Below are 23,987 nucleotides of genomic sequence, written 5' to 3'. Positions count from 1 at the left end.
TTGTCTTTAATTTGTAAATCTTGCCTGGTTTGAAATTGTCTGAAAATTGTAAGTGACGTCGCAAGCACGGGCAATTTGCGTAGAATCGCGCGCTGCCCACACTACAATGCGGCAAATGTGGCAAATGAGGGCAATGCAAAAAGGAGAGAAGAATATGTTTCGTGTAATGCTGGTGGAAGATGACGCCAAGCTGGCAGCACTGGTTGCCGAGTACCTCAGAGAATACGAATTTACGATAGACATCGTCAGCCGTGGTGATACTGCGCTCAGTCATTTTCAACAAACATCACCGGATATTGTGGTGCTTGACCTGATGTTGCCTGGCCTTGATGGCATGGTGGTTTGCCGTCAGTTGCGTGCCATCAGTACCGTGCCTATCCTGATTCTGACAGCGCGTGAAGATGCCTTTGATGAGGTCTCGGGCCTGGAGCAGGGGGCAGACGACTATGTCAACAAACCTGTGCAGCCAAGGATATTGCTGGCCCGCTTGCGCGCCTTGCTGAGGCGTGTCAAGGGTGAGCCTGAAGATGAAAACGCTGATCTGGTCTTTGGTGCCTTTCGTGTCTGCCGTAGTGACCGCACGGTATTCTGGCGCGACGAGACCGTCACACTCAATAGCGCAGAATATAAATTGTTACTGGTGCTGGCCGAGGCTGCAGGCAAGGTCTTGTCGCGCAACGATATTCTGATACAGATGCGTGGCATAGAATTTGATGGCCTGGATCGCAGCATCGATAATAAAATTTCCCGTCTGCGGCGCAAGTTCGATGACCCGCATGCCGACAAGATCAAGACAGTCTGGGGAGAGGGCTATCTGTTCAGCCCGTCTGCCTGGGACTAGCAGATGAATCGCCTGTTCCTGCGTTTTTTTGCTTTAGTGATGCTGTCCATCAGCGTCGCTACGATTGCCATCTATGTGTCCATCACCATTTTCTTTGGTGATCCCCTGGAAGAAGTCGCACAGCAGCAGGCATCAGGACAGATTTTATTATTGACGGAGTACGTCGATCAGGCTAGCCAGAATGAATGGCTGACCCGCCTCAACAAGATCAGGGAAATCACTGGTGCCCGGATGGATTTGATACCCCTGCAGCCAGTACTGGCCAAGTTGAACAAGGCCAGGCGGGCGCAACTGATGCGTGGTGAGGTAGTCATCGATGTTGCCAGTAAATCCTTTTACCGCCGTGTTGATCTGAAGGGCGAACGTTACGTCGGCAGTGATGAAGAAGTCATTCATGCGCAGAACTTACCGATTGATGTTGCGCCCGTTCTCAAGACCGAGGCACTGCGCTACATCATCGTGGCACTCTGCCTGCTGATCCCGATTGCGGTCTGGTCCAGCTCACACTGGCGGGGTTTGCAGGCGCTGGAAAAAGTGGCCGATGAATTTGGTGCGGGTCATTTGAAGGTCAGGGCGCACACCAAAGAACGCGACAGCATACATCCGCTGGCACAGCGCATGAACCAGATGGCGGCCCGTATAGAGAGCCTGCTGGATGCGCAAAAAAACCTCTTGCATTCAGTCTCGCATGAATTGCGCACGCCCATCGCCAGGCTGGAATTTGCACTGGAGCTCTTGAGAAACGCCGCCAAAAATCCCCATCTTGAACCACGGATGCAAGCCATGGAAGCCGATATCAGTGAGCTCAATGCGCTAGTCAGTGAGTTGCTGGACCTGGGCAAACTGGACCAGGATGCCAGCCTGAACAGGAGCGATTTTGATATTGCTGATAGTCTTTCCAGTTGCGTCGCCAGCTTGCAGCATGTGCTGGGCGATCACGTAGTCAATACAGATATCTCTGTCGATCTGGGGACTTATTGTGGAGATCAGCGCCTGCTGAAACGGGCAATCAGCAATCTCTTGCGTAATGCTGCCAAATACGCCACTGCACGTATCTGGTTATATGCCAGCAGAAATGCTGATGGCAGTATTGCAATCATGCTTGAAGATGATGGCCCCGGTATCCCTATAGAGGAAAGGGAGCGTGTTTTTGAAGCCTTTTTCAGGCTGGACCGCAGCCGTGACCGCAACACCGGCGGTTTTGGCCTGGGACTGGCGATTACCAAAAAAGCCATCGCTGCACATGGCGGCGAAATGGTAGTGCAAGAAGGTCAATATGGCGGTGCCAGATTCGTTATTTCATTGCCTGTTTTGCAGCAACTTGCAACGGTAAATCCATCAAATTCCGGGCTTACAAATTGATGACATTTGCCAGACAAGTTGGGGAAGACTTGAATCTTGCTGCTCTTTATCATTGTTCAACGTCGCAGAGTTATTGTTTGCGTTCTGTTTTGCCTTGATCAAGGCTCGCCATGAAGGGACTGCATTTTTACCGCACTTATCACCCCGATACATTCGGGGGAATAGAGCAAGTAATACGGCAACTGGCGGTGGGAACACCCGGCCTGGGTGTGGAGGCTGAGGTGCTGATCCTGACACGCAAGCATGGCAATCTGGAACTGGAGCTGGAAGGGCATAAAGTACACAGGGTAATACAGAGTTTTGAAATTGCTTCCACCGGGTTTTCCTGGCGGGCACTTTCGCGATTCAGGGAACTGGCGAACAGTGCGGACATTATTCACTATCACTTCCCCTGGCCTTTTATGGATTTGATGCATCTGTTTTGCGGAATCAGAAAGCCAACTATCGTGACCTATCATTCAGATATTGTGAGACAAAAATTCCTGGAAAAAGTGTATCAGCCTTTGCGCCAATGGTTTTTGAATGATGCGGACAAGATCGTTACCACTTCGCCCAATTACCTGTCCAGCAGTCTGGTGCTGAACCGTTACCGTGACAAGACTGAGGTGATTGCTGATGGACTGGACAAGAATATCTATCCGCAGCCATCGCCAGAATTGATAGCCAAATGGCAGCAGCGTTTTGCTGGTCGCTTCTTCTTGTTCGTAGGTATGTTGCGCTATTTCAAGGGCGTGCATATTTTGCTGGAGGCAGTAGCCGATACCGATATGCCTGTGCTGATTGTTGGTAACGGCCCTGAAGAAGCTGCGCTGAAGCAGCAAGCCAGGGATTTGAAATTAGACAATGTGCATTTTCTGGGCGCTTTGCCAGAAGAAGATAAAGTCGCTTTGCTCAGTCTCTGCTATGGCGTGGTGTTTCCTTCTCACTTGCGTTCAGAAGCTTTTGGCATTTCGCTGCTGGAAGGGGCAATGTATGCCAAGCCCATGATATCGAGCGAGATAGGAACAGGCACCAGTTATGTCACTATTGCAGGTGATACTGGTGTGGTAGTGCCGCCTGAAGATGCGCTGGCCTTAAGGGCCGCCATGACCGATTTATGGGACAAGCCGGCCCTGGCAGCGCAGATGGGGCAATTGGCGCAAAAGCGCTACCATGCCATATTCACTTCTGAGATGATGGCGAGAAACTATGTACGTCTGTATGTGGATGTCATATCAGGAAATACGAGAGAACCTTGAGCATGGGCGTTGATGTTGCGAAATTGGAAAGAGGTGTCTATGATGCGGATTTCTTCCGCCCTTATGCCCGTAATGCCGCTTCGCTATTTTGATGATATTGAAGATATTGGCGATAAACCGGGTATACACACGACTACAATTGATCAGCATGAAATCTATACTATTTGCCCCTCTTTTTTGCATCGCCAATCTTGCTAGTGCCCAGACCCCGGCAGCCAGCATGTTGCCAGACGGTAGTTCGGATATGTATGTCGGCCTGGGAGTAGTTTCAGAGCCCAGTTGTGAGGTGGGCGGTGAGCAAACTACGCGCATCATGCCTAATGTACAAATGCAATGGAGTAATGGCGTGTTCTTGCGTAACACTAATCTCGGCATGCATTTGAGCCGCTCCAGCGGCTATGAGTATGGCCCTTTGTTGTCTTACCAGCGAGGTTGCAGTGCCTCAGCTGCGCGCAAGCTGGCCGGGTTTGGTGATGTGGATGGCAGTTTTCAGGTTGGTGGTTTTTTTAACTTCCGTCCTGTGAGCAATTTGCGCCTGGGGTCCAAATTATTATTCGGCACCGGCGCCGGTAAGAAGACTACGTACCTGAATGTAGAAGCACGCACCTATTACAAGATAGCATCCCATCATGGGCTGGCTTTCTCTTCTGGCCTGGCCTGGAGCAGACGCTATTTTGATGGCGCCAACTCAAGGTTTGACCCTAATTTTGCAGATGGCTATCCTGTCTTTGTCAACAGCGACGGAAACAATTTTGTCGGTTCTGGTAGCCAGATATTAATCTCAAAATCAGGCAAGGACATCGTGCACACCAATGCCAATGTCAGGAATTTTTATCTGGGTGCGAATTGGAATTGGGAGTTGAGTTCATCCTGGATAATCACTTCGCATGTGACCGGAGTACATCAGTTTGATATCGACAGTGACAGTTTGTGGCTAGGCAAGAAGAATTACGTCACTGTGTATTCTGGCCTTGCATATCGATTTTAATTCGATTTTAATTTTACTAAAGCATGATCAATAAGTACGCCTCCATTTTTGTCCTGATGCAGTTAGCTTCAGTGCAGGCTTTTGCGCAAACCAATAGCGCAACACCTGTTACGAAGCCTGCGGCTGCACAGGTAGCAGAAAGCCAGGCCGAAACTGAATGGATCAGCTACCGCAGCGCTTACCGCCTGATGATACAGTTTGAGAAGTATGGCAAGCCCAAGAACCTGATCCAGAGTCATTTCCAGGTCAGTGCAAAGAATGCCAATCCTTTGCCAGACAATCTGCAATTGCATCTTGTCAGTAAAAACATGCGCTTGAACTTGCCACTGGATGCAGTTGGCCGTGCCAGTTTTCCCTTGCTGAAGTCTGCCTATGATGAAAATGCAGAGTTGGTGTTGAGCCAGGCTTCGGGGCAGGTCAGTTTTCAAAGCCGGATATCAATTATGGCCAGGGCTGATGGTATTTATGAAGTTGCCGAATTACGTCAGGCATGCGAGCAGGCACTGACTTATCTGAAAAATATGGGTGATGCCAAAACTGCGAGCAAATCCTGTGTCGGCGTGAGATTTTCTTATTTGAAGAACGCTGCGCAAGCAGGCATCAAGCTCAGGAGTGCAGACATGTCAGTGCATGCATTGACATGGCAAGAGAATAGTGCATTCCCAGATGAAAGCAACAAGGCCTATAAAACCGTGACCTTACGCTTTGCAGACGCACCAGAAAAAGGGCAGTTACTGGCGCAACAGCCGCCTGTGGCAATTGCACCAGTCTTTGAATGAATTAACAACTAATTAATGCATTAATACAACCTGCGTCCTACCAGCGACGCCAGTGTCTGCCGCCACCGCCACCCCAGTAAGGGCCGCTCTGTATCACAACGGGTGGGGGGCTGACATAGACCCGTGGCCCATAACCATATCCATATCCATAGTTTTGTGCCGGAGCTACTACACAGCCAGACAAACCCAGTGCGCCTGTAAGTATGACAGCCAGTCCAATAATGTTTCTTCGCATGATGTACTCCTGTTAGTACTGCTACTGCTTCAATGCGTGACAGGGTTTTTGCGTTGACATCTTAAGTGTAAAACTCTGTTGCTGATGTTTCAAAAAATAATTTGTAAGAATTAATAAGAAATATTGCTTATTTGAACACTGCAATGAGCAATCACTTGAGCAAACATTTGTTGCGTCGCGGAACTTGACGCCGTGTGGTATGGTCTTAGGTTTGTTCTCTAACGACTATTGCCAAAATAACATCTATATGCAAACCCACAGTTTAGCCCTACGCCCAACTATCTTGTCCCTGGCCATCATGGCGGCTTTCAGCCCGTCTTCCTATGCGCAAACCACCGCTCCTGCTAAAGTTGAATCAGCAGAAAAAGCAGATACCAAAGCCCTTGAACCCAAGATACAAAAAGTAGAAGTACAGGGTAACCGTGTCTATGACGAACGTCGTCAGGACACTGCCACCAAGATCGTTGTTACTCAGGAAGAGATCTTGCGCTATGGCGATACCAATGTCAGCGAAGTGCTCAAGCGCCTGCCAGGCGTGACTGTCGGCGGTGTTCAGGGCCGCGGTGGCGATATCCGCATGCGTGGCCTCGGCGCAGGTTATACCCAGATCATGCTCAATGGCGAACCCAGCCCACCCGGTTTTTCGCTGGATTCACTGTCCCCTGACTTGATAGAGCGCATAGAAGTCATACGCGCAGCGACAGCCGACCTCAGCACGGCGTCAATTGCGGGCTCGATCAATATCGTCTTGAAAAAGTCTGTGCAGACAGCACAAAAAGAACTTAAGCTGGGTTTGTTTGAAGATGGCGGCAAGTTTGGTGAGAACATCAATTATCAGGTCTCCGACAAAGCTGGTCGCATGTCTTATTCGATCTCCGGTAATTTGAATCACGGTCAATACGAGCGGCCTTCGTATTCAGATGAGGTTCGTATGGATGCGAATGGCAGGCCTTATGCAACAACGCACACCAGCACTCTCGGTTGGGGTACTTTCAATAACCTGGGGTTCTCACCGAGGATCAATTGGAATTTTGAAAATGGCGACACCCTGACCACGCAGAGTTTTGTCAATGCGAACCGTTTTGATGGACATTTCACTGAGGTGAGGACATTTGCTATTGTTGGCGAATTGCCAGAAGAATTAAAGGATAGGAAAGATAGTTTAAAACCAATTTATGCGAGTGATCAACAAAATGTGCACTCCGATTTCTCCATGTTCCGTACTAACCTGAACTGGATACACAAGCTGGCAGATAGTGCCAAGCTGGATGTCAAACTCGGCCTTAACTACAACAAGCGCAATTCTGACGTGGAATTGTGGGGTTATGGCGAGAATAATGCACAGATACTTGATCGCAGGAGCATTTCTGGCGCTACAGACAAAGGCCTGACCATGAGCGGCAAATACAGTGCGCCATTTGTTCAGGATCACTCGTTTGTATTTGGTTGGGATGGCGCGTATAGCAAGCGTGGTGAAACACGCACGCAATCAGATATTACTAATCCGGATATTTTAAAGCCGATTATTCTTGACGAAAATTTCAACGCCGACGTAACCCGTCTGGCAGTTTTCGCCCAGGATGAATGGAATGTCACCAAGCAATGGTCCGTGTATGGTGGCTTGCGCTGGGAGGGTATTGATACCCGTAGTAGCGGTGCCTTCAAAGCGAGTAGTACGGATGCGACAAACACGCCTTACAGTATCCATAACAGATTCAGTGTCTGGAGCCCGATACTGCAAACGCTGTACAAACTGCCAGACAGCAAGAACGACCAGATCAGGCTAGGGCTTACCCGTACTTACAAGGCACCAGATACCAGCCGTTTGATACCGCGCCGCTTTATCTCGAACGATAACAAAAACCCGAATAGCCCGGACAGCATGGGCAATCCTAATCTCAAGCCGGAGCTGGCCTGGGGTCTGGATATGGCCTATGAACACTATCTGCCTGGTGGTGGCATGCTCAGTGCCAGTGTATTTTTCCGCCGGATCAATGATTTTACGCGTACGCAGTTGATCAAAGAGGGGACTGACCCGAATGCGGTGTACGTCACCATGCCAGTCAATGATGGTCAGGCAACGACTAAGGGCATAGAGCTGGAGGCCAAATTCCCTTTGCGTGCGATGCTGGAAGGGGCGCCGGCTATCGATTTCAGAGCGAATCTCTCCTTCAACTGGTCCAGCATCAGTAGTGTACCTGGCCCGAATAACCGACTGGATTCACAAACGCCTATCAGTGCCAATCTCGGCATGGATTACAAGTTGGACAAGATACCATTGACATTGGGTGGTAATGCCAGCTTCCAGACCGGTGGTCCAGTGAATATTTCTACGGTGCAAAGTTCTTATTCCGTCCCCAAGCGTGTACTTGATGTTTATGCCCTGTGGAAATTTGATCCCAAAACCAATTTGCGCGTCTCTCTGGGTAATCTCCTGCATCAGGATAATGTCAATATCGGAACCTACAGCGATAAGGGTTCAATAATTCAAACGTCGGTCACACCTACCACCGTGACTGCCCGCGTCATGTTTGAACACAAGTTCTGACATCATCTGCACTGAAACGAGAAGGGCACTTCAGGAATGAAGTGCCCTTTGTCTACTGCAGAGGCTTGGGGTTCAAGCCAAGCGGCCAGCGCAGCTTATTTCTTGCTCTCTTGCTTTGGTCTGCAGTATGAAGGCAGGTTGGCTGGCGGTACTGTGGTCTTGTCTATGCCTTTGACCGTCATTTTTTCTGGCGGTGTGCCTGTGGCGCATACCCATGCCACTGGCACGATGGGCGCATCTTCTACCACGGCGGGGCGTAAGCTCAGTACTTTGCCTTTCAATACGCCATGGGCATTATTGCCAAAGGTGATATTGACCACGCCGTCTTGTACTTCCAGCGAGCTGATCAGGTTACTGACGATTTTGTCGGCGACTGGCAAGCCAGCAGCGACATTATCTGCGGGAAACTTCTTTTCAGTCTGCCATGAGGCAGCGACCGGTTTTTTTGCGATATCTGCAAACTGTATGCCAATTTCCAACTGTTCCCTGACGACCTTGAACATATAGGATGGAACAGCCATGGCTGCCAGGATGGCAATGACGCCAATGACGATCATCATTTCCAATAGCGTGAATCCAGAGTGTTTTTTCATAAAGCTGATTTTTGTTGAATGGTGAGTTTTTAGGAATATAGCGGATAAGCATTGCTTATCACAATCTAAATATGATGAGATTGTACTTGCCCTGTGGCGGCCAGGAGCTAGTTCCTTAATATGCTATGACACAAGTAGCACTATCGTTGATAATGCGGGCAAACCAATTCTCTTTTGCATGATGAATGATCCCATCTCTATATTCGGCTTCACCACCAGCTTGCTGGAACTGCTTTCTTTTGCCTTGTCCATCATTACGGTTGCTCTGAATATACGGCAGATACACTGGGCCTGGTTGTTTTCCATCCTGTCTTCTGGCATGTATGCTGCCGTGTTTTTTGAAACCAGGTTGTATGGAGACATGGGTTTGCAGTTTGTCTTTATTCTGGTATCCGTCTGGGGCTGGTTCAACTGGCTGCGTGGCGATGATAGTCATGAGCGTTTGCAAGTCACACGTTTGAATGCGCAGAGCAGGTGGAATTCTCTAGGGGTGACTGTACTGGCCTTTGTCTTGCTGGCCTGGTTCCTCAAGACCTATACCGATACTGACGTGCCTTATGCCGATGGCTTCCTGACAGCTGGCAGTTTGCTGGGGCAGGTTTTGCTCAGCCGTAAAAAACTGGAAAACTGGCATGTCTGGATTTTCGTCGATGTGCTGTATGTTGGCCTGTATATCTATAAAGGCCTGATGCTGACGGCACTGCTATATGCAATTTTCGTTATCATGGCCATCATGGGCCTGCGTGCCTGGAGTAAAACATGTCCTCAGTAAACCGTGTCGTCATATTGGGGGCCGAGTCCTCAGGTAAATCTATACTGGCCGAGGCGTTGGCCGCGCATTACCAGACCCTGTGGGTACCAGAGTATTTGCGTGAATTCGTTGAGCAGTATCAGCGTGTTCCTAGGGCAGAAGAGCAAATCCTCATCGCCAGGACACAGGTGCAACGCGAAGCTGAGCTATTGACGCAGGCTAAGCAATGGCTGTTCTGCGACACTGGCCCCATCATGACAGCTATTTATAGCCGCCATTATTTTGGTGAGCCGGATGCAGAACTGGCCGAGCTGGAACTGTCGCATCAATATGATTTTTGCCTGGTGACTGCACCAGATTTCCCCTGGCAGCCAGATGGCTTGCAGCGTGAATCTGCCTATGTGCGTGACCGCGTACATCAGGAAGTATTGGATGTGCTGGATGCCAGGGAAATTCCTTTCTTGCTCGTCGAGGGCAGTAACCAGTCCAGGCTAGAACAGGTGCAGTTTGCCCTGTCTTTTCTGCTTAGCTAAAGTATTCCTTAAATAACCTCTATGCAGGAGCGGCTCCTGATGCGACGCTCAACAATGATAGTCGAGGCAAAGTGTTAGCGGCTTTAGCCGCTCCTGTGAAATTAAGCGAACGTTCATTCAATCCTTTTTTAAAAGCATCTCTCTTTAAGACATAACGTGGCTCGAGCACTTCATCATGGTTTTCTTGATTGAACTGCTCCAACAAAAAAGCACTGCGACCTTATGGAGGCAGTGCTTTTTATTTGAAACCCGGGCCAGGATTAGTTACTTTCCATCAGGCTCTTCAGGTGATCAGCTCGGGCAGGGTGGCGCAGTTTTTTCATGGCTTTGGATTCAATCTGGCGTATGCGTTCACGCGTTACTTCAAATTGTTTACCTACTTCTTCCAGCGTGAATTCGGTGCTGGTTTCCAGGCCAAAGCGCATACGTAAAACTTTTGCTTCACGCGGGCTTAAAGAATCCAGTGCTTCTTTCAGTTTCTCTTGCACGGATGCCTGCATGGCTGCCGCCATCGGTGACAAGGTCATGCTGTCTTCGATAAAGTCACCGAGTTGTGAATCACCATCATCACCAATAGGCACGTCGAGAGAAACAGGCTCTTTGGCGATCTTCAGGATTTCCCTGACCTTGCCCTCTGGCAGGCCCATTTTTTCAGCAATCGCTACCGGTTCCGGTTCCAGGCCCGTGGTTTGCAAGAGCTGGCGACGTACGCGGTTCATCTTGTTGATGGTTTCTATCATGTGGACTGGTACACGGATAGTGCGAGCCTGGTCCGCAATCGCTCGGGCAATTGCTTGCCTGATCCACCATGTCGCATAGGTAGAGAATTTGTAGCCGCGACGGTACTCAAATTTATCCACTGCCTTGAGCAAACCGATATTGCCTTCCTGGATCAAATCCAGGAATTGCAGGCCACGATTCACATATTTCTTGGCGATGGAAATGACCAGGCGCAAATTGGCCTCGGTCATAGCGGCCTTTGCTTCGCTGGAACGTTTTTCACCAGCCACCATCTGTTTGTTGATTTCACGCAGGTCAAACAAAGGCAGGCTGACATTATGTTCCAGGTCAATCAGCTTTTGTTGCAATTCACGGGCAGCATGGATATTGCGGCCCAAGATGGCGGCGTAGCTGGATGTGCCACTCATTTCCTTGTTCAACCATTCTGGATTGGTCGCATTCTGGCGGAAATGTTCAACAAAATAAGCGCGTGGCATGCCGCATTTATTGACCATTAATTCCAGCATCTGTTTTTCAGTCTGGCGCAAGTTTTTCATTTGCTTGCGCAAAGAGTCGCACAGTTTTTCTGCTGTCTTGACGCTGAAACGCATGCCTTGCAATTCTTGTGTGATGGCAGCCTGCGCTTGCTGATATACAGGTGATTTATAACCATCGGTAGCGCGGGCTGCCTGCATTTGCGCAAAGCGCATGCCTACGACCGCAAATTTTTGCAAGACCACGTTTTTCATGTGTTGCAATTGCTCGTCGCTGATGCCGCTGGCGTTTTCCGCTACTGCATCGTCATCGTCATCCAGATCTTCAAGATCGTCGTTGTCGCTGAGTTCTATGGCTGGCGCATCAGTTGCATCCGGGTCCAGCAAGCCGTCGATAATGTCATCCACGCGGATTTCATCTTTGGAGATCTTGTCGGCAATCGCCAGCATTTCTTGTATCGTGCCAGGGCAGGCAGAAATCGCCTGCACCATGTCTTTCAAGCCATCTTCAATACGCTTGGCGATTTCGATTTCGCCTGAGCGCGTCAACAATTCCACGCCACCCATTTCACGCATATACATGCGTACCGGGTCAGTAGTGCGGCCAAAGTCAGAATCAACAGTCGCCAGTGCGGCGGCTGCTGCGGCTTCTGCCTCATCTTCAGTGACATTGTTGGCGACGTTGTCGGTCAGCAGCATCATCGCAGCATCAGGTGCGGCGTCATAGACGGCAATACCCATGTCGTTCAAAGTGCTGATAACGCCCTGTATCATTTCGGCATCGGCAACATCGTCAGGCAGGTGATCATTGATCTCTGCGTGGGTCAGGTAACTACGGTCCTTGCCGAGGTTGATCAGCTTGGTCAGTTGCTTGCGGTATTGCTCCAGTTGCGCTTCCTGAGTGGCTGCGTTGGCTGGTGTAGGTTTCTTGGCCTTGACTCGTGCTGCACGCTTCATTTCTGCGGATTCCGCCGCATTCAAGGCCTGGATTTCATCATTTTCAAAATGGAATTCAGAAGACTTGCGGCCACGCTTGGCTGGCTCGCGCATCGCCGGCAAGACATAGGCAGATGTATCTATGTCCTTGATGCTGGATGCCGCTGCTGCCGGCGCTGTTGATGCGATTGCTGATGCCGCTGATGTAGCGAGCGCCTTGGGAACTGAAGACAAAATACCTGCAGCAGATGCCGCAGGAGTACTGCCCACTGCCTGCATAGCCGACGCTACTGGCTTGAGTGTGACTACCGGTGCAGGCGGTGCCAGTTTGCCTGAACCTATGCGCGCTTCGCGCTTGATGATGACCGGCGCGGCAGCCGCAGGCTGGTCAGCCAGCAGTAATTTCTTGGCCAGCTTAGGGCCGCTTTTGCGGATCACGACTACGCGTGGCTTTGCTGCCTCGGTATCTGGGGCGTTCACTGAGACTTCAGCTTTATGGATATTTTCTGCTGCATCTGTATTAGCTTCAACATTCGTCTCAGCTATTGCGGTAGTTAAGTCTGTGTTGCCGGCGTCGTCGCTATCAGTCGCCTCTGCATCAATTTCTGTCGCTGCGTTTGCTGTTTCTTCAGGCGAGTCGCTACCGTCGGCCATCGCAGCCTGTAATCTGGAACGGCGCTTGGTGATTACCGTTACTGGTGTCGTAACCAGTGTCGGCGCTTCCTCGATCGAATCCATAGGGTTCGACACGGGCACCACTACCTGCACAGTTTGCACCGTGGCCGTGCGCGCTACGCTGAGCGCGGGACGGTTCAGTTGTAGTTGCGGTTTTTTACCTAATGTCAGCGTTGAGCCTGTTTTTGTTGTAGGAGAAGTGTTTGAGTCAGTTAAGCTGTTTTTCATGTAACAAATTCGAATACGACAACAAATGCTTGTCAATGGTGTTAGGCAATAGCAAGGGCGAAAAAGCTGCTGGCGATCATCATCTACAGGATCAACGGCAGGCGTGGCGCGGATAAAAAAGCCCGCTGGTAAAAGCGGGCCAGGTCATCTTGCTGAATCTGGGCCTCAAAAGAGACGAAAGGGCAGAATTATCCTCGGCTTAGGCATTCTTGACAAGCAAGACTTTGCTTTCTTTTGCAGAAAAAATTATCCCTGGTCCGTGCCGGTAAGCAGGTAAGCCGCCAAGGGCCTGATATCTACAGGCTTTGCCCGCTGTTACGGCATTTTTGCTTGAAGTTTCAAGAAGTGAATAGCGTGGCAATGTTTGATGTAGATCATATGTTCTTACGCTTAGTCTTAAAGAAATTGGACAAACTGTTAAGCTAACGTCTTTGTGCCATTATTTGTTTTTATCGCCATGCACTTTACTTTTCGCCTGAAAGCCAGCCTGTTTTGCATATGGCTGGGCTTGCCACTGATCACCGCGGCGCAGACTGTCCACCCTGCCCAGTCAACTTTGAAGGTACCTGATACTCTCGAGCAGAGGCTGAAAGCCTGCACCGCCTGTCATGGTGCTGAGGGCAGGGCAGGTAGTGATGGCTTTTATCCGCGTATCGCTGGCAAGCCAGCGGGTTATCTGTATAACCAGTTATTGAATTTCCGGGAAGGCAAGCGAGCTTATCCTGCCATGCGCTATATGGTTGCCCATATGTCTGACGCCTACCTCCAAGAAATCGCAGACTATTTTGCCAGCCAGCATCCGCCTTATGCCGCACCACAGGCCACTGAGGCAAACCCCGTTCTGCTGGAACAGGGCAGGCAGCTTGTGATGCTGGGCGACAAAGCCCGTAATTTACCTGCCTGTGTCTCTTGCCATGGAAAGAGCATGACGGGTCTGGCGCCCTTTATGCCCGGCCTGGTCGGCTTGCCGCGTGATTATCTGATCGCGCAATTGGGCGCATGGCAAACCGGTAGCCGCAAGGCGCATGCGCCGGACTGCATGCAACAAGTGGCCCGCAAACTCAAGCCTGAGGATATTGCGGCGGTATCGAGCTGGCTGGCGGCACAGACTGTGTCTGGCGATAGTCTTGCTCCAGTATTGAAATCGACAGAATACGGACAATTGCCGGTGAAATGCGGCAGCCTGTCTCAATCGTTTCCACAAAAACCATGAAAAAAATTCTCATCTCCGTCCTGCTGTTGTTGCTGGTCTGCATTGTTGCGGTGGCGGGTATTGGCTATTATCTGGTCGATGACAAAAGTGCTGCAAACACGGCTGCTGGCAAATCAAATGTAGCAGATCAACTGGTCAAGGGTGAATATCTGGTCAAGGCCGGTAATTGCATGGGCTGCCACACTGCTCGTGGCGAAGCGGCTTTTGCCGGTGGCCGCCTGTTGCAAACTGATTTTGGCAACTTCAGGACACCGAATATCACGCCTGATGTAAAGACCGGCATAGGCAACTGGACTGCCGACGATTTCTGGCAAGCCCTGCACAATGGCAAATCCAGGGATGGCAGCTTGCTCTATCCATCCTTCCCCTATACCAATTACACCCAGGTTTCGCGCGCAGATGCTGACGCCATGTATGCCTATCTGATGTCCTTGCCCAAGGCAACAAAACAGAACCAGGCACATGAACTGCGTTTTCCTTACGATCAACGGGCATTGCTGGCATTTTGGCGTGCAGCCTATTTCCGGCCTGCCAGCTACCAGGAAGACAAGAGCCAGTCCGCTGAATGGAACCGTGGCGCCTATCTGATCAATGGATTGGGTCATTGCAGCGCATGTCATAGCAGCCGCAACAGCCTGGGGGCGAATGCCGGTGTCAAAGATTTGTCTGGCGGCGAGTTGACTAGCTGGTACGCGCCTGCATTGACCAATAGCAAAGAAGTCAATCTAGCGAATTGGTCGCCACAAGAATTGATTGCCTTGTTGAAATCAGGTGTCAATCAGCATACTGCCGTCTCTGGCCCCATGGCGGAAGTGGTCGCGGGTAGTACCCAGCATCTGTCAGATGCCGATATCAAATCCATGGCCACTTATCTGCAGGCAATACCTACCGTGCTGGTGGCAGAGAAGGATATCTTAGACAAATTCATGGCAGGTTCCGAGCTGAGTGCAGAGCGCATGGAGACAGTCATGAAGCAGGGTGGGGCACTCTATAAAACGCATTGCATGGATTGCCACGGTGCCCAGGGCGAAGGTGCCAGTAATATTTATCCGGCCCTGAAATCTAACCCCGGTTTGCTCAGCCATGCCTTGTCGAATCCGGTTCGCATGGTCTTGTCTGGTGGTTTTCCCCCCGTTACCAAAGATAATCCGCGTCCTTATGGGATGCCACCTTTTGCCCACATCCTCACTGACAGCGAAGTCGCCCTGGTGCTCAGCTATGTCCGTAATGCCTGGGGCAATAAAGCGGAGCCGGTGACCCCCGCAGAAGTCAATCGCTACCGCACCGCTGCAATGGAATAGCGCGGCAAATTACAATTTGATGACAATTCACATACATTTTTAAACATTCTTGTACTTCATCCGCTTTTACACTTGTGTTAATTGTTAATGGACATTATTTGCAGATAGCTTGAAATCTGCAGCCAGTCTGACGACCTGTTTTTACAGTTATGTTGGCGGCGTGTGGTGGTGTCACGAGCACTAGTGTGAACGCTGATGTAGTGAGGTCAGTGAAGGGCTGGAATTTTGCTGGTCCGGTAGTGGCAGACATGGTGTTATCCGACACCCCTGTAGCTATCACTTGTTGCACTGGAAGTGACACCACCACGAAGTAGTGTATGGCAGCAAAAGAACGTTTTTCGGCGTTGTCTGTCATCGCTACCTTACAGCCAGGCATGCCCCTGGTGAACCCTATGACCCCCATCCGCTGCGTAGCGCCTGCTGATGAAAAGTGTTGTAGGTCGGCAATTTCAGTTAAGATTGCTTCTTTATAAATCTTTTTCATCACATGCGATTCAGAATTGTCACTCTGCTGCCAGCACTTGCTCTCAGCATCTCCTCTCCTCTGCTTGCTGCCAATGGTACAGATCAACCGAGTAAAACTGCGGGCCCTATCAAAAGCCTGGCAGTCGATCAAAAATCAGATGCTCGTTATGTCATTTCAACCGTGCCTCCAGAGTCAGCCATGGAGCGCTTTGAAATGAAAGATGTTCAGGGTCGCAATATTGCCTATGTCTCCATGACAGATGGCGATGTCGGTGGCCTGGTGTTTATCGATAACAAGCTCTCGGGCACGGTCTCCAAACAGGATGCACTGGCTTTCTATAGCTGTCGAGGATATACCTCCGCGATCAAATACCATTGGGCTAAAGACGCCAATGCCTGGATTGAGGGTTTGCTGGCCGCCAGCCACCCAACGTCCGCAATCAATCTGCAGTTTTCTGGCAAATCGACCTGGCGCAGTATTGTAGAAGTAGTCAATAATCCCTCCCTGTCCCAAATTGGCTCGCTGGTGGATATCGGTACCAATCCCTTGGGTATTTTGCGCAAGCTGAATAACGCGCGCGAATCCATGGCTGAGCGTGAATTGTTTGAAAAAACCAGGTTGCGCCTGATGGAAGTTACCACTGGCACCAGCGAAGACAAAGTGGCAGAAATCATCAAGCCTGAAGATGTTTCATTTGCAGTCGGTGGCCTGGTCATGGCTTATCCACGGTTTTCTATTGAGTATTTTATTGCTGATGGTACAGTGAAGGCGATACAGCAACCATCTTTCCATGTCCTGTCGCACAAGCAGGCGGCCTTGTTTTATGTGACCAATACAAAATGGGAAATGTGCACGCCAGAAAATTGGAGAAATGCAATGCCGGTAGTGAATGTTCCGGTCCCTGCAGTGAGTGCGACGCCACCTGCACAGACGACAGAGCCAAAATAAGTATCTGCATCAAGGTGGAATCCTTCGCACATCTCCGTCGCCATCTCCTAGGCCTGGTACTGGCATGGTCTTGTGCAGGAATGGCATCAGGGCAGGCAAAAGCACAAGAAAAAGTGCAGGCCAAAGAAAGTACCTGCTATGGAACGGTCGCCAATGGCAGGCTAGAAGCTGGCGTCAGTTTGCCAGAAAAAGGTAATAATTTTTCTGCGTACAGTGCCCTGGGCGTCAGCCTGGGGCGCACGTATGTACATTCCACCGTAGCAGAAATTATTTCCCTGGCCTACCAACAGCTTGAGCAAACTGCCAGCGACAAAGTCTTTGTCTATGGTGAAACGGGCTGGAAAACAGGTGGGCGCATGAGGCCTCATCGTACCCATAAAAATGGTCTGTCTGTCGATTTCATGATGCCCGTGCTCGATGCCCAAGGTATATCCCGCCCTTTACCTGGGAATATAAATAACAACTATGGCTACGATATCGATTTTGATGCGCAAGGCAGTTTTGGTGACTACCGCATCGACTTTGCCGCCCTGGCCGAGCATTTATACCAGCTTGATCTTGCAGCAAAAACCAAGGGCAGGGGACTGGCCCTGGTGATTATTGACCCGCCTTATCAGGAAAAATTATTTGCTACGAAGCGTGGGCCTTATCTGCAAAAACACCTGAAATTCATGAAGGGAAAAGCCTGGATCAGGCATGATGAGCATTATCATGTTGATTTTGATTTGCCCTGCAAAAAAAACTCGGCTTGATTGTAAAACGCACTACCGGATGACCTGAACTTACTTTACCTGATCATGCCCTGGACCTTTGCCCACCCACTCGCCATATTGCCCCTGCGCCGCCTGGCACCGCAGCGTTTCAATCTGATGGCTCTGGTCATAGGCAGTATTGCGCCAGATATTGGCTACTATGTGTTTGCTTTTGACCTGGCCACACTGGCGCACCAGTGGCCAGGTTTGTTGCTGGTCTGCCTGCCTTTGGGTTGGGCTGTATTCATGTTCTTGCGTCTGATGCAAACACATTTTATTTATCTGCTGCCACAGATGCAAAGGCAGGCATTGCAGGCGCATCTGCCTTCATCCCGGAGGCTGAATATTTCGCAGGTGATCTGGATATCCTTGTCTTTACTGCTGGGGGCAATGACGCATATAGTCTGGGATGCATTTACTCATGCCAGTGGTTTTGCAGTCGCCTACTTTGATGTCTTGCGTGAGCCGGTAGAGATCGCCGGTTTTCATACCAGTATCTTTCATCTGGTGCAGCATCTGAGTACGTTAATTGGCGTAGGGGGATTGGCTTATTGTTACTGGCAATGGCTGAGAAAACTTCCGCACATCGTCATACTCGAACCCAGGGAGAGTGATCAGTGGCGGTATATTTTAATTGCCAGCACTGCCCTGACTGCATTATTACTCGCACTGCCCATGGCGTTTGCCGTATCTGGTGCGAAGAATGTCAGTGCAGCGAAAGAGGCATTTTTGTTTCGCTTTGCGTTGTGCGCAACGACCTGTTTTGTCATACTGCTGACGATTGCCGCTTTACTGATCGCCAGGGCCAGAGTAAAACCAGAAGCACCGGAGTAAGCAATTGATACTCAATCAGTGGCAATATTCCTTTTACTAAATCACCCTCATCAACTTAAATGCGTAGAGAATCATGAAAATTCAAAAACTGGCAGTCCTGTTTGTCGTCGCTACCCTGTCGGCTTGCGCCCAGGTGCCAAAACAGGCGACAGTATTTCATTATGCCACGATAGATGCACTGCTCGCAGGTGCCTATGAAGGCGAGCTGACGGTTGATGAACTGAAACGGAAAGGCGATTTTGGCATAGGCACCTTCAACCGCGTCGATGGTGAAATGATTGTGCTTGATGGCGACGTGTTCCAGTTCAAGGCAGATGGGACTGTGGTTAAAGCCAGTGGCGGGCAATTGACTCCCTTTGCTGTAGTCACCACTTTCAAGGCAGACAATCGCTATGAAGTCAGCAAAGAAACCAGCATGAAAGAGCTGGAAGACATGCTCGATGAACGACTTGTCAATAAAAATCTTTTTTATGCGATCAGGGTAGATGGCGAGTTCAAACAGTTGACTACGCGCGCTATTTCGCCGCAGGATAAACCTTATAAACCTTTGGCAGAAGTGACCAAGACCCAGACACTGTTTAACTTTAGCAACACCAGGGGCACGCTGGTTGCTTTCCGCAGCCCTGGTTTTGCCAAGGGCTTTAATGTGCCGGGTTATCACTGGCATTATCTTTCTGATGACCGCAAGGCTGGTGGGCATGTCCTTGCACTCAGCCTCAGTCAGGGGACGATCAAGGTCGGAGCAGTATCAGATATAGAGATCAAACTGCCCGCCAACAGCATGTTTGCCAATACCAATCAGACAGTCGATCGCGCAAAGGAATTGAAGGCGGTAGAGAAGTTGCGCAAGGACTGAAGTAATTCCTGCATTATTAGTTTTTTGAAGCAGGATCAGTAGTCAGATTCCAGTTCAGGATATTGCCGTTTTTGTCGGTGACAGTCGTCATTTCCTTGAATATCCTGGCTTGCAAACTATCGGGCAGGCGTACGAAATCCACGCTGTTGACATAACGGTCACCGCGCATGAAGGCCCAGGTAAAGAATTTCATGGTGGCAGTGGTTTGCTGCGCATCCCTGGCACGCTGTTGCATGATGATAAAAGTACCCATGCTGATCGGCCAGGTTTTCTGTCCTGGCTTGTCAGTCAGCATTTCTTCAAAATTGGCATCAGTTTTCCAGTTGCTGTTTGACAAGGCCGCAGAAAATGCCTCGGCAGAAGGGGCGATGAATTTGCCATCGCAGTTTTGCAGCAGGGCGAAGTCAAGTTTTTCCTGTGTTACGTAATTAAAGTCGATGTAACTGATGGCATACGGCGTTTTCTTGAGTGTGCTGGCAATATTGCTGCTGCCCTTGACCTGCGTCAGACGGCTGTTCCAGGGAATGGTGAAGTTCCGGCCATACTTGGTCTGCCAGTTCTTGCTGACCTTGCCCAGGTAGTCAGAAAAATTATAAGTCGTGCCTGAACCATCCTGGCGCACGATGACTTCGATATTCTTGTTTGGCAAACGCAAGCCAGGGTTGAGTGCCGTGATAGCGGCATCGTTCCATAGACTGATGTCGCCAGAAAAGATGCCTGCAAGGATCTCACCAGTCAGGCGTAATTCAGCAGTCTTGATGCCTGGCAGGTTGATGACAGGCACCACGCCAGAAATGGCTGAAGGGAACTGTATCAACTTGTCCTTTTTAAGGTCAGCCTGACTAAGCGCAGCATCGCTGGCGCCAAATTCTACGCTGTTTTCCTTGATTTTCTTGATGCCGGCAGAGGAGCCTGTGGCTTGATAGACAACTGCCGGGCCGCCATTTTTGCTATAAGCATCTGCCCATTTTTGATAGAGCGGCGCTGCCGCAGACGAGCCTGAACCCTGAATTTCAGCATGGGCAGTAAGCTGAGTAAGGGGAGCAAGGAGTAAAGCCAGGGGGAGAAATAAAGAATTACGTGTAATCATCATAAACATTAAAGCTGATAAGCAAAGCACTGGATCTGGAAGCGAAAGCGGGCCGATTATCTCATGACACGGGAAAATTCTCCCGCAATGCGGTTTTCCGTAATGAAGCTGTCATTTCTAATGGATATGCTTCTTCCTTGCATATCAACAATATATTGTTTATATTGTTTACATGTTTTCTAATTTGGAGGCTGGAATGGTAACCGCAGCAACGAAAAAAGCAAGTACTGTAACTGTAGTAGCAGACGCAGAGAGAAAAGTCGTGGCAGTTAAAAAGAGTCCTGTTGTGGCTGCCAGGGCAAAGCCGGTTAACAAACCTGCTGTAGCAGCGACAGTAGCTGAAAAAGCGCTGGAAAAAACCTCTACAAAAGCACCTGTAAAAGCATCAACGAAGGCACCAGAAAAAGTATCTGCCAAGGCGACTGTCAAATCTGCGAATGTAGCTCCTGCCAAAGCCCCAACACGTTCCAAAGCCGCTGCCAAGGAAGTTGAAATCAAACCCGTTGTTGAAGTGATTGTAGAAAAACACAAAAAAGCCAAGCTGGTACGCGATAGCTTTACCATGCCGGAAAGCGAATACGCGGCTTTGGGTGCAGTCAAAAAAGCTTGCCTGAAAGCAGGCGTTGAAGTCAAGAAAAGCCAGTTATTGCGTATTGGTGTTGCCTTGTTGAGCAAGACTGAAGTACCGGCACTGAAAAAACTGATCGCAGCCCTTGCGCCGCTGAAGGCGGGCAGGCCAAAGAACGAGAAATAATTCCCTTCTTTGGACTGTAAGTCGGCATTGGTCGGCATGATATTGCAGCATGACACTCGAATGAACTTCATGCAGTCCGGGCATTGTTGTTACTGCCGATAAATTTGATTTCTTTAAAACTGTCCCCGCTGTGGTTCACGCCATGCGGGGATTGTTGTTTTTCAGACTTGTCATAAAACCGACATCGTGCTGTCATCTTGCTGAAGTAATCCTTGATTATTCTTCGTTCGTCGGATCAACGAACAACATGACAAGGACGATGAATGCGATTACTCACGATACCCGCCGATGCTAATCCCAGTTTTTCCAAGCTAAATCTGAGCCTTGCTACCACGGCAAAAGAAGTCAAAGAAGTGCAGCGCCTGCGCTATAAGGTTTTTATAGAGAGCATGGGTTTATCTGCTTTGTCCAATCCCGATGGCCTGGATAAGGATGAATTTGATGACCATTGCGATCATTTGATCGTACGTGACTCCAAAACCCTGAAAGTGGTAGGCACTTACCGCATACTTGGGCCAAATGCTGCCCGTCAGCTGGGCCGGTATTATTCTGAAACAGAATTCGACCTGTCCCGCCTGCAGCATATACGCAATAGCGTGGCGGAAGCTGGCCGCGCCTGCATACATCCTGATTACCGTAGTGGCGCCGTCATTATGTTGCTGTGGGCTGGCCTGGCCGCCTATATGCGCCGCGAACGTTGCTCTCACCTGATAGGTTGCGCCAGTATCAGCCTGAGCGACGGTGGCCAGAATGCGGCCGCGATTTACCGTGGTTTGTCTGCGGCAGATTTCTCTCCACTGGAATATCGCGTTACGCCACACACACCTTTCCCTCTGGATGAGATAGACAGCAGTTCTGCCGAGGCGCGTATCCCGCCACTGTTGAAGGGTTACTTGCGTGCTGGTGCCTGGGTGTGCGGTGATCCGGCCTGGGACCCTGATTTTCATAGCGCTGATTTATTCGTCATGTTGCCACTGGCGAATCTGGATGACCGTTACGCACGCCATTACGGCACAGGGGAGTAATAAACATGAAACCAGCCGATCAGTTCCTCAATAGCAAATTGTATAAAACCGGTAAGAAAGAAACCCAGCGTTTCCGCACTATCTGGATTTCAGATTTGCATCTGGGAACGAGCGGCTGCCAGGCAGCCAAGTTGCTGGAATTCTTGCGTGCCACTGATTCAGACACGCTTTACCTGGTCGGTGACATCATCGATGGCTGGCAACTCAAGCGCCGCTGGTACTGGGACCAAACCCATAATAATGTAGTTCAAACCGTCCTGAAAAAAGCCAAAAAAGGGACGAACGTCATCTTCGTCCCTGGCAACCATGACGAATCAATACGCCAGTTTATCGATCTCGATTTTGGTGGCATCAAGATCAGGGATGAGCTGGTACACACCACGGCTGCAGGTAAGCGCATGCTGGTTTTGCATGGTGACAGGTTTGATGGCGTCATCGCCTGTGCCAAATGGCTGGCCTATGTGGGAGACAGCCTGTATACCGTCATCTTGAAATTCAACCAGATCTTCAATAACTGGCGCGCCCGCGCTGGCATGCCTTACTGGTCGCTGTCACAGTACCTGAAGCAAAAGGTCAAGAATGCGGTCAGCTACATCACGCAATTTGAAGATGCACTGGCAGATGAAGCCCGTCGCAAGGGGCTTGATGGAATTATCTGCGGTCATATCCACAAGCCAGAAATCCGTGACATCGGCGGTATCCTGTATTGCAATGATGGTGATTGGGTAGAGAGCCTGTCAGCCCTGGTGGAAGATGCCAAGGGTGAGCTCAGGCTGGTAACTTGGCATGACATCTGCCACCCTGAGCATGTCGCAGATAGAGTGGCAGAAACCTATGTTGAAGAGCCTGAACTGGAAACCGTTGTTGGTTGATGATGCTCAGGTCGCAGCAGCCGGTTTAAACCACGACCAGATGCGCAGGCCGAACTGGTTGCAAGCCAAACCACCGAGTACCAGCAGACCTGCGCAAATTTTCCACCAGAACAAAGTCTCGTTCAATACGATAGAAGCAGTCAGCATGCCAACCACTGGTACTAACAGGGTGAACGGCGCTATCGTGGCAGCAGGATATTTACGCATCAGCCAGGACCAGATACCAAAGCCGACAATGGTATTTGGGTAGGACTGATAAGCGATAGCACCGATAGAAGTCCAGTTCAGTTGCGCATAAGCAGCTTGCCAGGCGTCCATGCCTTCCATCATATATGACGCCAATAGCAAAGGCAGGCTGGCAATGGCCGAACCCCACACCACCATCGCCAGAGGATTAACCACTCCTATCTTCTTGGTGACGATATTGGCAATACTCCAGCACACCGCACCTGCAACCACCAGCAAGAATCCAATGATGGTTGCCTGTGCTTCCAGATGCATGGCAACCATCGCCATGCCAGACAAGGCGATCAAGGCACCCAGCACCTGTACGAATTGCGGTTTTTCACCCATGATGACAACAGCCAGGCCCATGGTGATGAATGCTTGCAATTGCATGACCAAAGATGCCAGGCCAGCAGGGAAACCCAGCTTGATGCCGCAAAACAAAAGCGTGAACTGGAAGGCAAACTGGAACATGCCGTAGGCAACGACCCATTTCCACGATGTCTTGGGAAATGACACAAAAAATACCAGGGGCAGGGCAGAGAAAATAAAGCGAGATGCAGTGAACAGCACGGGCGGTAAACCCTGCAAGCCGATTTTGATGACAACGAAATTAATGCCCCAGGTAACGACTGCGAGCAAGGCGGCAAGGATGTGCGAGGGTTTCATCGTGCTTTATGGGTAAAGACGGTCTTATATACTAACAGCAAGCAGGATTTGCTGCAGAGGA

General features: G+C 50.1%; 23 protein-coding genes. 17 read left to right on the top strand and 6 right to left on the bottom strand.

The annotated features are described in order from the left end of the window. The first annotated feature begins 154 nt into the window (after positions 1-154). The 5 genes from ACO0LG_RS02970 (at position 155) to ACO0LG_RS02950 (ending at position 5,208) form a co-directional block, all read left to right on the top strand. A complete protein-coding gene (locus ACO0LG_RS02970; RefSeq protein ID WP_423023123.1) occupies positions 155-841 on the top strand; it encodes a response regulator in 687 nt (228 codons plus the stop codon). Between the two features lie 3 nt (positions 842-844). After that, positions 845-2,203, top strand: a complete 1,359-nt coding sequence (locus tag ACO0LG_RS02965; protein ID WP_423023121.1) for an ATP-binding protein — start codon at positions 845-847, stop codon at positions 2,201-2,203. Between the two features lie 110 nt (positions 2,204-2,313). Then, the gene (locus tag ACO0LG_RS02960) at positions 2,314-3,441 is read left to right on the top strand and encodes a glycosyltransferase family 4 protein (RefSeq protein ID WP_423023119.1); all 1,128 of its coding nucleotides are present in this window, start codon (positions 2,314-2,316) and stop codon (positions 3,439-3,441) included. Positions 3,442-3,589: 148 nt separating this feature from the next. Continuing rightward, entirely contained in the window at positions 3,590-4,429 is an 840-nt protein-coding gene (locus tag ACO0LG_RS02955) for a MipA/OmpV family protein (RefSeq protein WP_423023117.1), read from the top strand. A 23-nt stretch (positions 4,430-4,452) separates the two neighbouring features. Continuing rightward, positions 4,453-5,208 carry a hypothetical protein gene (locus ACO0LG_RS02950; protein WP_423023115.1) on the top strand — a complete coding sequence of 252 codons (756 nt, stop codon included), beginning with the start codon at positions 4,453-4,455 and terminating at the stop codon, positions 5,206-5,208. Positions 5,209-5,245: 37 nt separating this feature from the next. On the opposite strand, the gene ACO0LG_RS02945 is transcribed toward ACO0LG_RS02950, so the two are convergent. Then, entirely contained in the window at positions 5,246-5,443 is a 198-nt protein-coding gene (locus ACO0LG_RS02945) for a hypothetical protein (protein ID WP_423023113.1), read from the bottom strand. A gap of 247 nt (positions 5,444-5,690) precedes the next feature. Here ACO0LG_RS02945 and ACO0LG_RS02940 point away from each other — a divergent pair, with 247 nt between their 5' ends. Further along, positions 5,691-7,991 carry a TonB-dependent receptor plug domain-containing protein gene (locus tag ACO0LG_RS02940; protein WP_423023111.1) on the top strand — a complete coding sequence of 767 codons (2,301 nt, stop codon included), beginning with the start codon at positions 5,691-5,693 and terminating at the stop codon, positions 7,989-7,991. A 95-nt stretch (positions 7,992-8,086) separates the two neighbouring features. On the opposite strand, the gene ACO0LG_RS02935 is transcribed toward ACO0LG_RS02940, so the two are convergent. After that, on the bottom strand, positions 8,087-8,584 hold the full coding sequence (locus ACO0LG_RS02935) for a pilin (protein ID WP_423023109.1): 498 nt from the start codon (positions 8,582-8,584) through the stop codon (positions 8,087-8,089). A gap of 181 nt (positions 8,585-8,765) precedes the next feature. On the opposite strand from ACO0LG_RS02935, the gene pnuC reads away from it, so the two are divergent. Both pnuC and ACO0LG_RS02925 read left to right on the top strand, forming a co-directional pair. After that, positions 8,766-9,356 (top strand): nicotinamide riboside transporter PnuC, encoded by a 591-nt coding sequence (gene pnuC / locus ACO0LG_RS02930; RefSeq protein ID WP_423023298.1) that lies wholly within the window; start codon positions 8,766-8,768, stop codon positions 9,354-9,356. Beyond that, entirely contained in the window at positions 9,344-9,868 is a 525-nt protein-coding gene (locus ACO0LG_RS02925) for an AAA family ATPase (RefSeq protein WP_423023107.1), read from the top strand. Before pnuC ends, ACO0LG_RS02925 begins: the two co-directional genes overlap by 13 nt. Positions 9,869-10,128: 260 nt before the next feature. Here ACO0LG_RS02925 and rpoD read toward each other — a convergent pair whose 3' ends face one another. Further along, a complete protein-coding gene (gene rpoD / locus ACO0LG_RS02920; RefSeq protein WP_423023105.1) occupies positions 10,129-12,921 on the bottom strand; it encodes an RNA polymerase sigma factor RpoD in 2,793 nt (930 codons plus the stop codon). Between the two features lie 457 nt (positions 12,922-13,378). Here rpoD and ACO0LG_RS02915 point away from each other — a divergent pair, with 457 nt between their 5' ends. Together ACO0LG_RS02915 and ACO0LG_RS02910 are read left to right on the top strand one after the other, a co-directional pair. Continuing rightward, positions 13,379-14,134 carry a c-type cytochrome gene (locus ACO0LG_RS02915; RefSeq protein WP_423023103.1) on the top strand — a complete coding sequence of 252 codons (756 nt, stop codon included), beginning with the start codon at positions 13,379-13,381 and terminating at the stop codon, positions 14,132-14,134. Continuing rightward, complete coding sequence (locus ACO0LG_RS02910; RefSeq protein ID WP_423023101.1) at positions 14,131-15,435, top strand: c-type cytochrome; 1,305 nt, start codon at positions 14,131-14,133, stop codon at positions 15,433-15,435. The genes ACO0LG_RS02915 and ACO0LG_RS02910 overlap by 4 nt, the downstream gene beginning before the upstream one ends. Before the next feature lie 94 nt (positions 15,436-15,529). On the opposite strand, the gene ACO0LG_RS02905 is transcribed toward ACO0LG_RS02910, so the two are convergent. Then, on the bottom strand, positions 15,530-15,919 hold the full coding sequence (locus ACO0LG_RS02905) for a hypothetical protein (protein WP_423023099.1): 390 nt from the start codon (positions 15,917-15,919) through the stop codon (positions 15,530-15,532). Positions 15,920-15,922: 3 nt separating this feature from the next. On the opposite strand from ACO0LG_RS02905, the gene ACO0LG_RS02900 reads away from it, so the two are divergent. The 4 genes from ACO0LG_RS02900 to budA all read left to right on the top strand — a co-directional run bounded on the left by ACO0LG_RS02900 (position 15,923) and on the right by budA (position 19,291). Then, a complete protein-coding gene (locus tag ACO0LG_RS02900; RefSeq protein ID WP_423023097.1) occupies positions 15,923-16,849 on the top strand; it encodes a hypothetical protein in 927 nt (308 codons plus the stop codon). 14 nt (positions 16,850-16,863) lie between these two features. Further along, on the top strand, positions 16,864-17,601 hold the full coding sequence (locus ACO0LG_RS02895) for a penicillin-insensitive murein endopeptidase (protein WP_423023095.1): 738 nt from the start codon (positions 16,864-16,866) through the stop codon (positions 17,599-17,601). Positions 17,602-17,646: 45 nt separating this feature from the next. Next, a complete protein-coding gene (locus ACO0LG_RS02890; RefSeq protein WP_423023093.1) occupies positions 17,647-18,435 on the top strand; it encodes a DUF4184 family protein in 789 nt (262 codons plus the stop codon). Between the two features lie 73 nt (positions 18,436-18,508). After that, on the top strand, positions 18,509-19,291 hold the full coding sequence (budA, locus tag ACO0LG_RS02885; RefSeq protein ID WP_423023092.1) for an acetolactate decarboxylase: 783 nt from the start codon (positions 18,509-18,511) through the stop codon (positions 19,289-19,291). 16 nt (positions 19,292-19,307) lie between these two features. Here the strand turns inward: budA and pstS are convergent, their stop codons facing one another. Then, a complete protein-coding gene (gene pstS, locus ACO0LG_RS02880) occupies positions 19,308-20,384 on the bottom strand; it encodes a phosphate ABC transporter substrate-binding protein PstS (protein ID WP_423023090.1) in 1,077 nt (358 codons plus the stop codon). Between the two features lie 193 nt (positions 20,385-20,577). Here pstS and ACO0LG_RS02875 point away from each other — a divergent pair, with 193 nt between their 5' ends. The 3 genes from ACO0LG_RS02875 to ACO0LG_RS02865 all read left to right on the top strand — a co-directional run bounded on the left by ACO0LG_RS02875 (position 20,578) and on the right by ACO0LG_RS02865 (position 23,032). Continuing rightward, a complete protein-coding gene (locus ACO0LG_RS02875; protein ID WP_423023088.1) occupies positions 20,578-21,135 on the top strand; it encodes a hypothetical protein in 558 nt (185 codons plus the stop codon). 263 nt (positions 21,136-21,398) lie between these two features. Next, positions 21,399-22,160: a GNAT family N-acetyltransferase gene (locus ACO0LG_RS02870; RefSeq protein ID WP_423023086.1), complete on the top strand. Its 762-nt coding sequence runs from the start codon at positions 21,399-21,401 to the stop codon at positions 22,158-22,160. Between the two features lie 5 nt (positions 22,161-22,165). Next, positions 22,166-23,032, top strand: a complete 867-nt coding sequence (locus ACO0LG_RS02865; RefSeq protein WP_423023084.1) for a UDP-2,3-diacylglucosamine diphosphatase — start codon at positions 22,166-22,168, stop codon at positions 23,030-23,032. A gap of 6 nt (positions 23,033-23,038) precedes the next feature. Here the strand turns inward: ACO0LG_RS02865 and ACO0LG_RS02860 are convergent, their stop codons facing one another. After that, positions 23,039-23,926, bottom strand: a complete 888-nt coding sequence (locus tag ACO0LG_RS02860; protein ID WP_423023082.1) for an EamA family transporter — start codon at positions 23,924-23,926, stop codon at positions 23,039-23,041. Positions 23,927-23,987: the final 61 nt, after the last annotated feature.

The sequence above is a fragment of the Undibacterium sp. Ji42W genome (genome assembly GCF_049340405.1).
Lineage (GTDB): Bacteria > Pseudomonadota > Gammaproteobacteria > Burkholderiales > Burkholderiaceae_D > Undibacterium.
This window is presented reverse-complemented; position numbering and strand designations above follow the sequence as displayed.

Bases quoted from the DNA above. Each gene is read 5' to 3' on its own strand.
- budA (WP_423023092.1), top strand. From the start codon at position 18,509: ATGAAAATTCAAAAACTGGCAGTCCTGTTTGTCGTCGCTACCCTGTCG.
- pstS (WP_423023090.1), bottom strand. From the start codon at position 20,384: ATGATGATTACACGTAATTCTTTATTTCTCCCCCTGGCTTTACTCCTT.
- ACO0LG_RS02955 (WP_423023117.1), top strand. From the start codon at position 3,590: ATGAAATCTATACTATTTGCCCCTCTTTTTTGCATCGCCAATCTTGCT.
- ACO0LG_RS02865 (WP_423023084.1), top strand. From the start codon at position 22,166: ATGAAACCAGCCGATCAGTTCCTCAATAGCAAATTGTATAAAACCGGT.
- ACO0LG_RS02875 (WP_423023088.1), top strand. From the start codon at position 20,578: ATGGTAACCGCAGCAACGAAAAAAGCAAGTACTGTAACTGTAGTAGCA.
- ACO0LG_RS02915 (WP_423023103.1), top strand. From the start codon at position 13,379: ATGCACTTTACTTTTCGCCTGAAAGCCAGCCTGTTTTGCATATGGCTG.
- ACO0LG_RS02900 (WP_423023097.1), top strand. From the start codon at position 15,923: ATGCGATTCAGAATTGTCACTCTGCTGCCAGCACTTGCTCTCAGCATC.
- ACO0LG_RS02945 (WP_423023113.1), bottom strand. From the start codon at position 5,443: ATGCGAAGAAACATTATTGGACTGGCTGTCATACTTACAGGCGCACTG.
- ACO0LG_RS02890 (WP_423023093.1), top strand. From the start codon at position 17,647: ATGCCCTGGACCTTTGCCCACCCACTCGCCATATTGCCCCTGCGCCGC.
- ACO0LG_RS02935 (WP_423023109.1), bottom strand. From the start codon at position 8,584: ATGAAAAAACACTCTGGATTCACGCTATTGGAAATGATGATCGTCATT.
- ACO0LG_RS02970 (WP_423023123.1), top strand. From the start codon at position 155: ATGTTTCGTGTAATGCTGGTGGAAGATGACGCCAAGCTGGCAGCACTG.
- ACO0LG_RS02965 (WP_423023121.1), top strand. From the start codon at position 845: ATGAATCGCCTGTTCCTGCGTTTTTTTGCTTTAGTGATGCTGTCCATC.
- pnuC (WP_423023298.1), top strand. From the start codon at position 8,766: ATGAATGATCCCATCTCTATATTCGGCTTCACCACCAGCTTGCTGGAA.
- ACO0LG_RS02870 (WP_423023086.1), top strand. From the start codon at position 21,399: ATGCGATTACTCACGATACCCGCCGATGCTAATCCCAGTTTTTCCAAG.
- rpoD (WP_423023105.1), bottom strand. From the start codon at position 12,921: ATGAAAAACAGCTTAACTGACTCAAACACTTCTCCTACAACAAAAACA.
- ACO0LG_RS02960 (WP_423023119.1), top strand. From the start codon at position 2,314: ATGAAGGGACTGCATTTTTACCGCACTTATCACCCCGATACATTCGGG.
- ACO0LG_RS02950 (WP_423023115.1), top strand. From the start codon at position 4,453: ATGATCAATAAGTACGCCTCCATTTTTGTCCTGATGCAGTTAGCTTCA.
- ACO0LG_RS02925 (WP_423023107.1), top strand. From the start codon at position 9,344: ATGTCCTCAGTAAACCGTGTCGTCATATTGGGGGCCGAGTCCTCAGGT.
- ACO0LG_RS02940 (WP_423023111.1), top strand. From the start codon at position 5,691: ATGCAAACCCACAGTTTAGCCCTACGCCCAACTATCTTGTCCCTGGCC.
- ACO0LG_RS02860 (WP_423023082.1), bottom strand. From the start codon at position 23,926: ATGAAACCCTCGCACATCCTTGCCGCCTTGCTCGCAGTCGTTACCTGG.
- ACO0LG_RS02910 (WP_423023101.1), top strand. From the start codon at position 14,131: ATGAAAAAAATTCTCATCTCCGTCCTGCTGTTGTTGCTGGTCTGCATT.
- ACO0LG_RS02905 (WP_423023099.1), bottom strand. From the start codon at position 15,919: ATGAAAAAGATTTATAAAGAAGCAATCTTAACTGAAATTGCCGACCTA.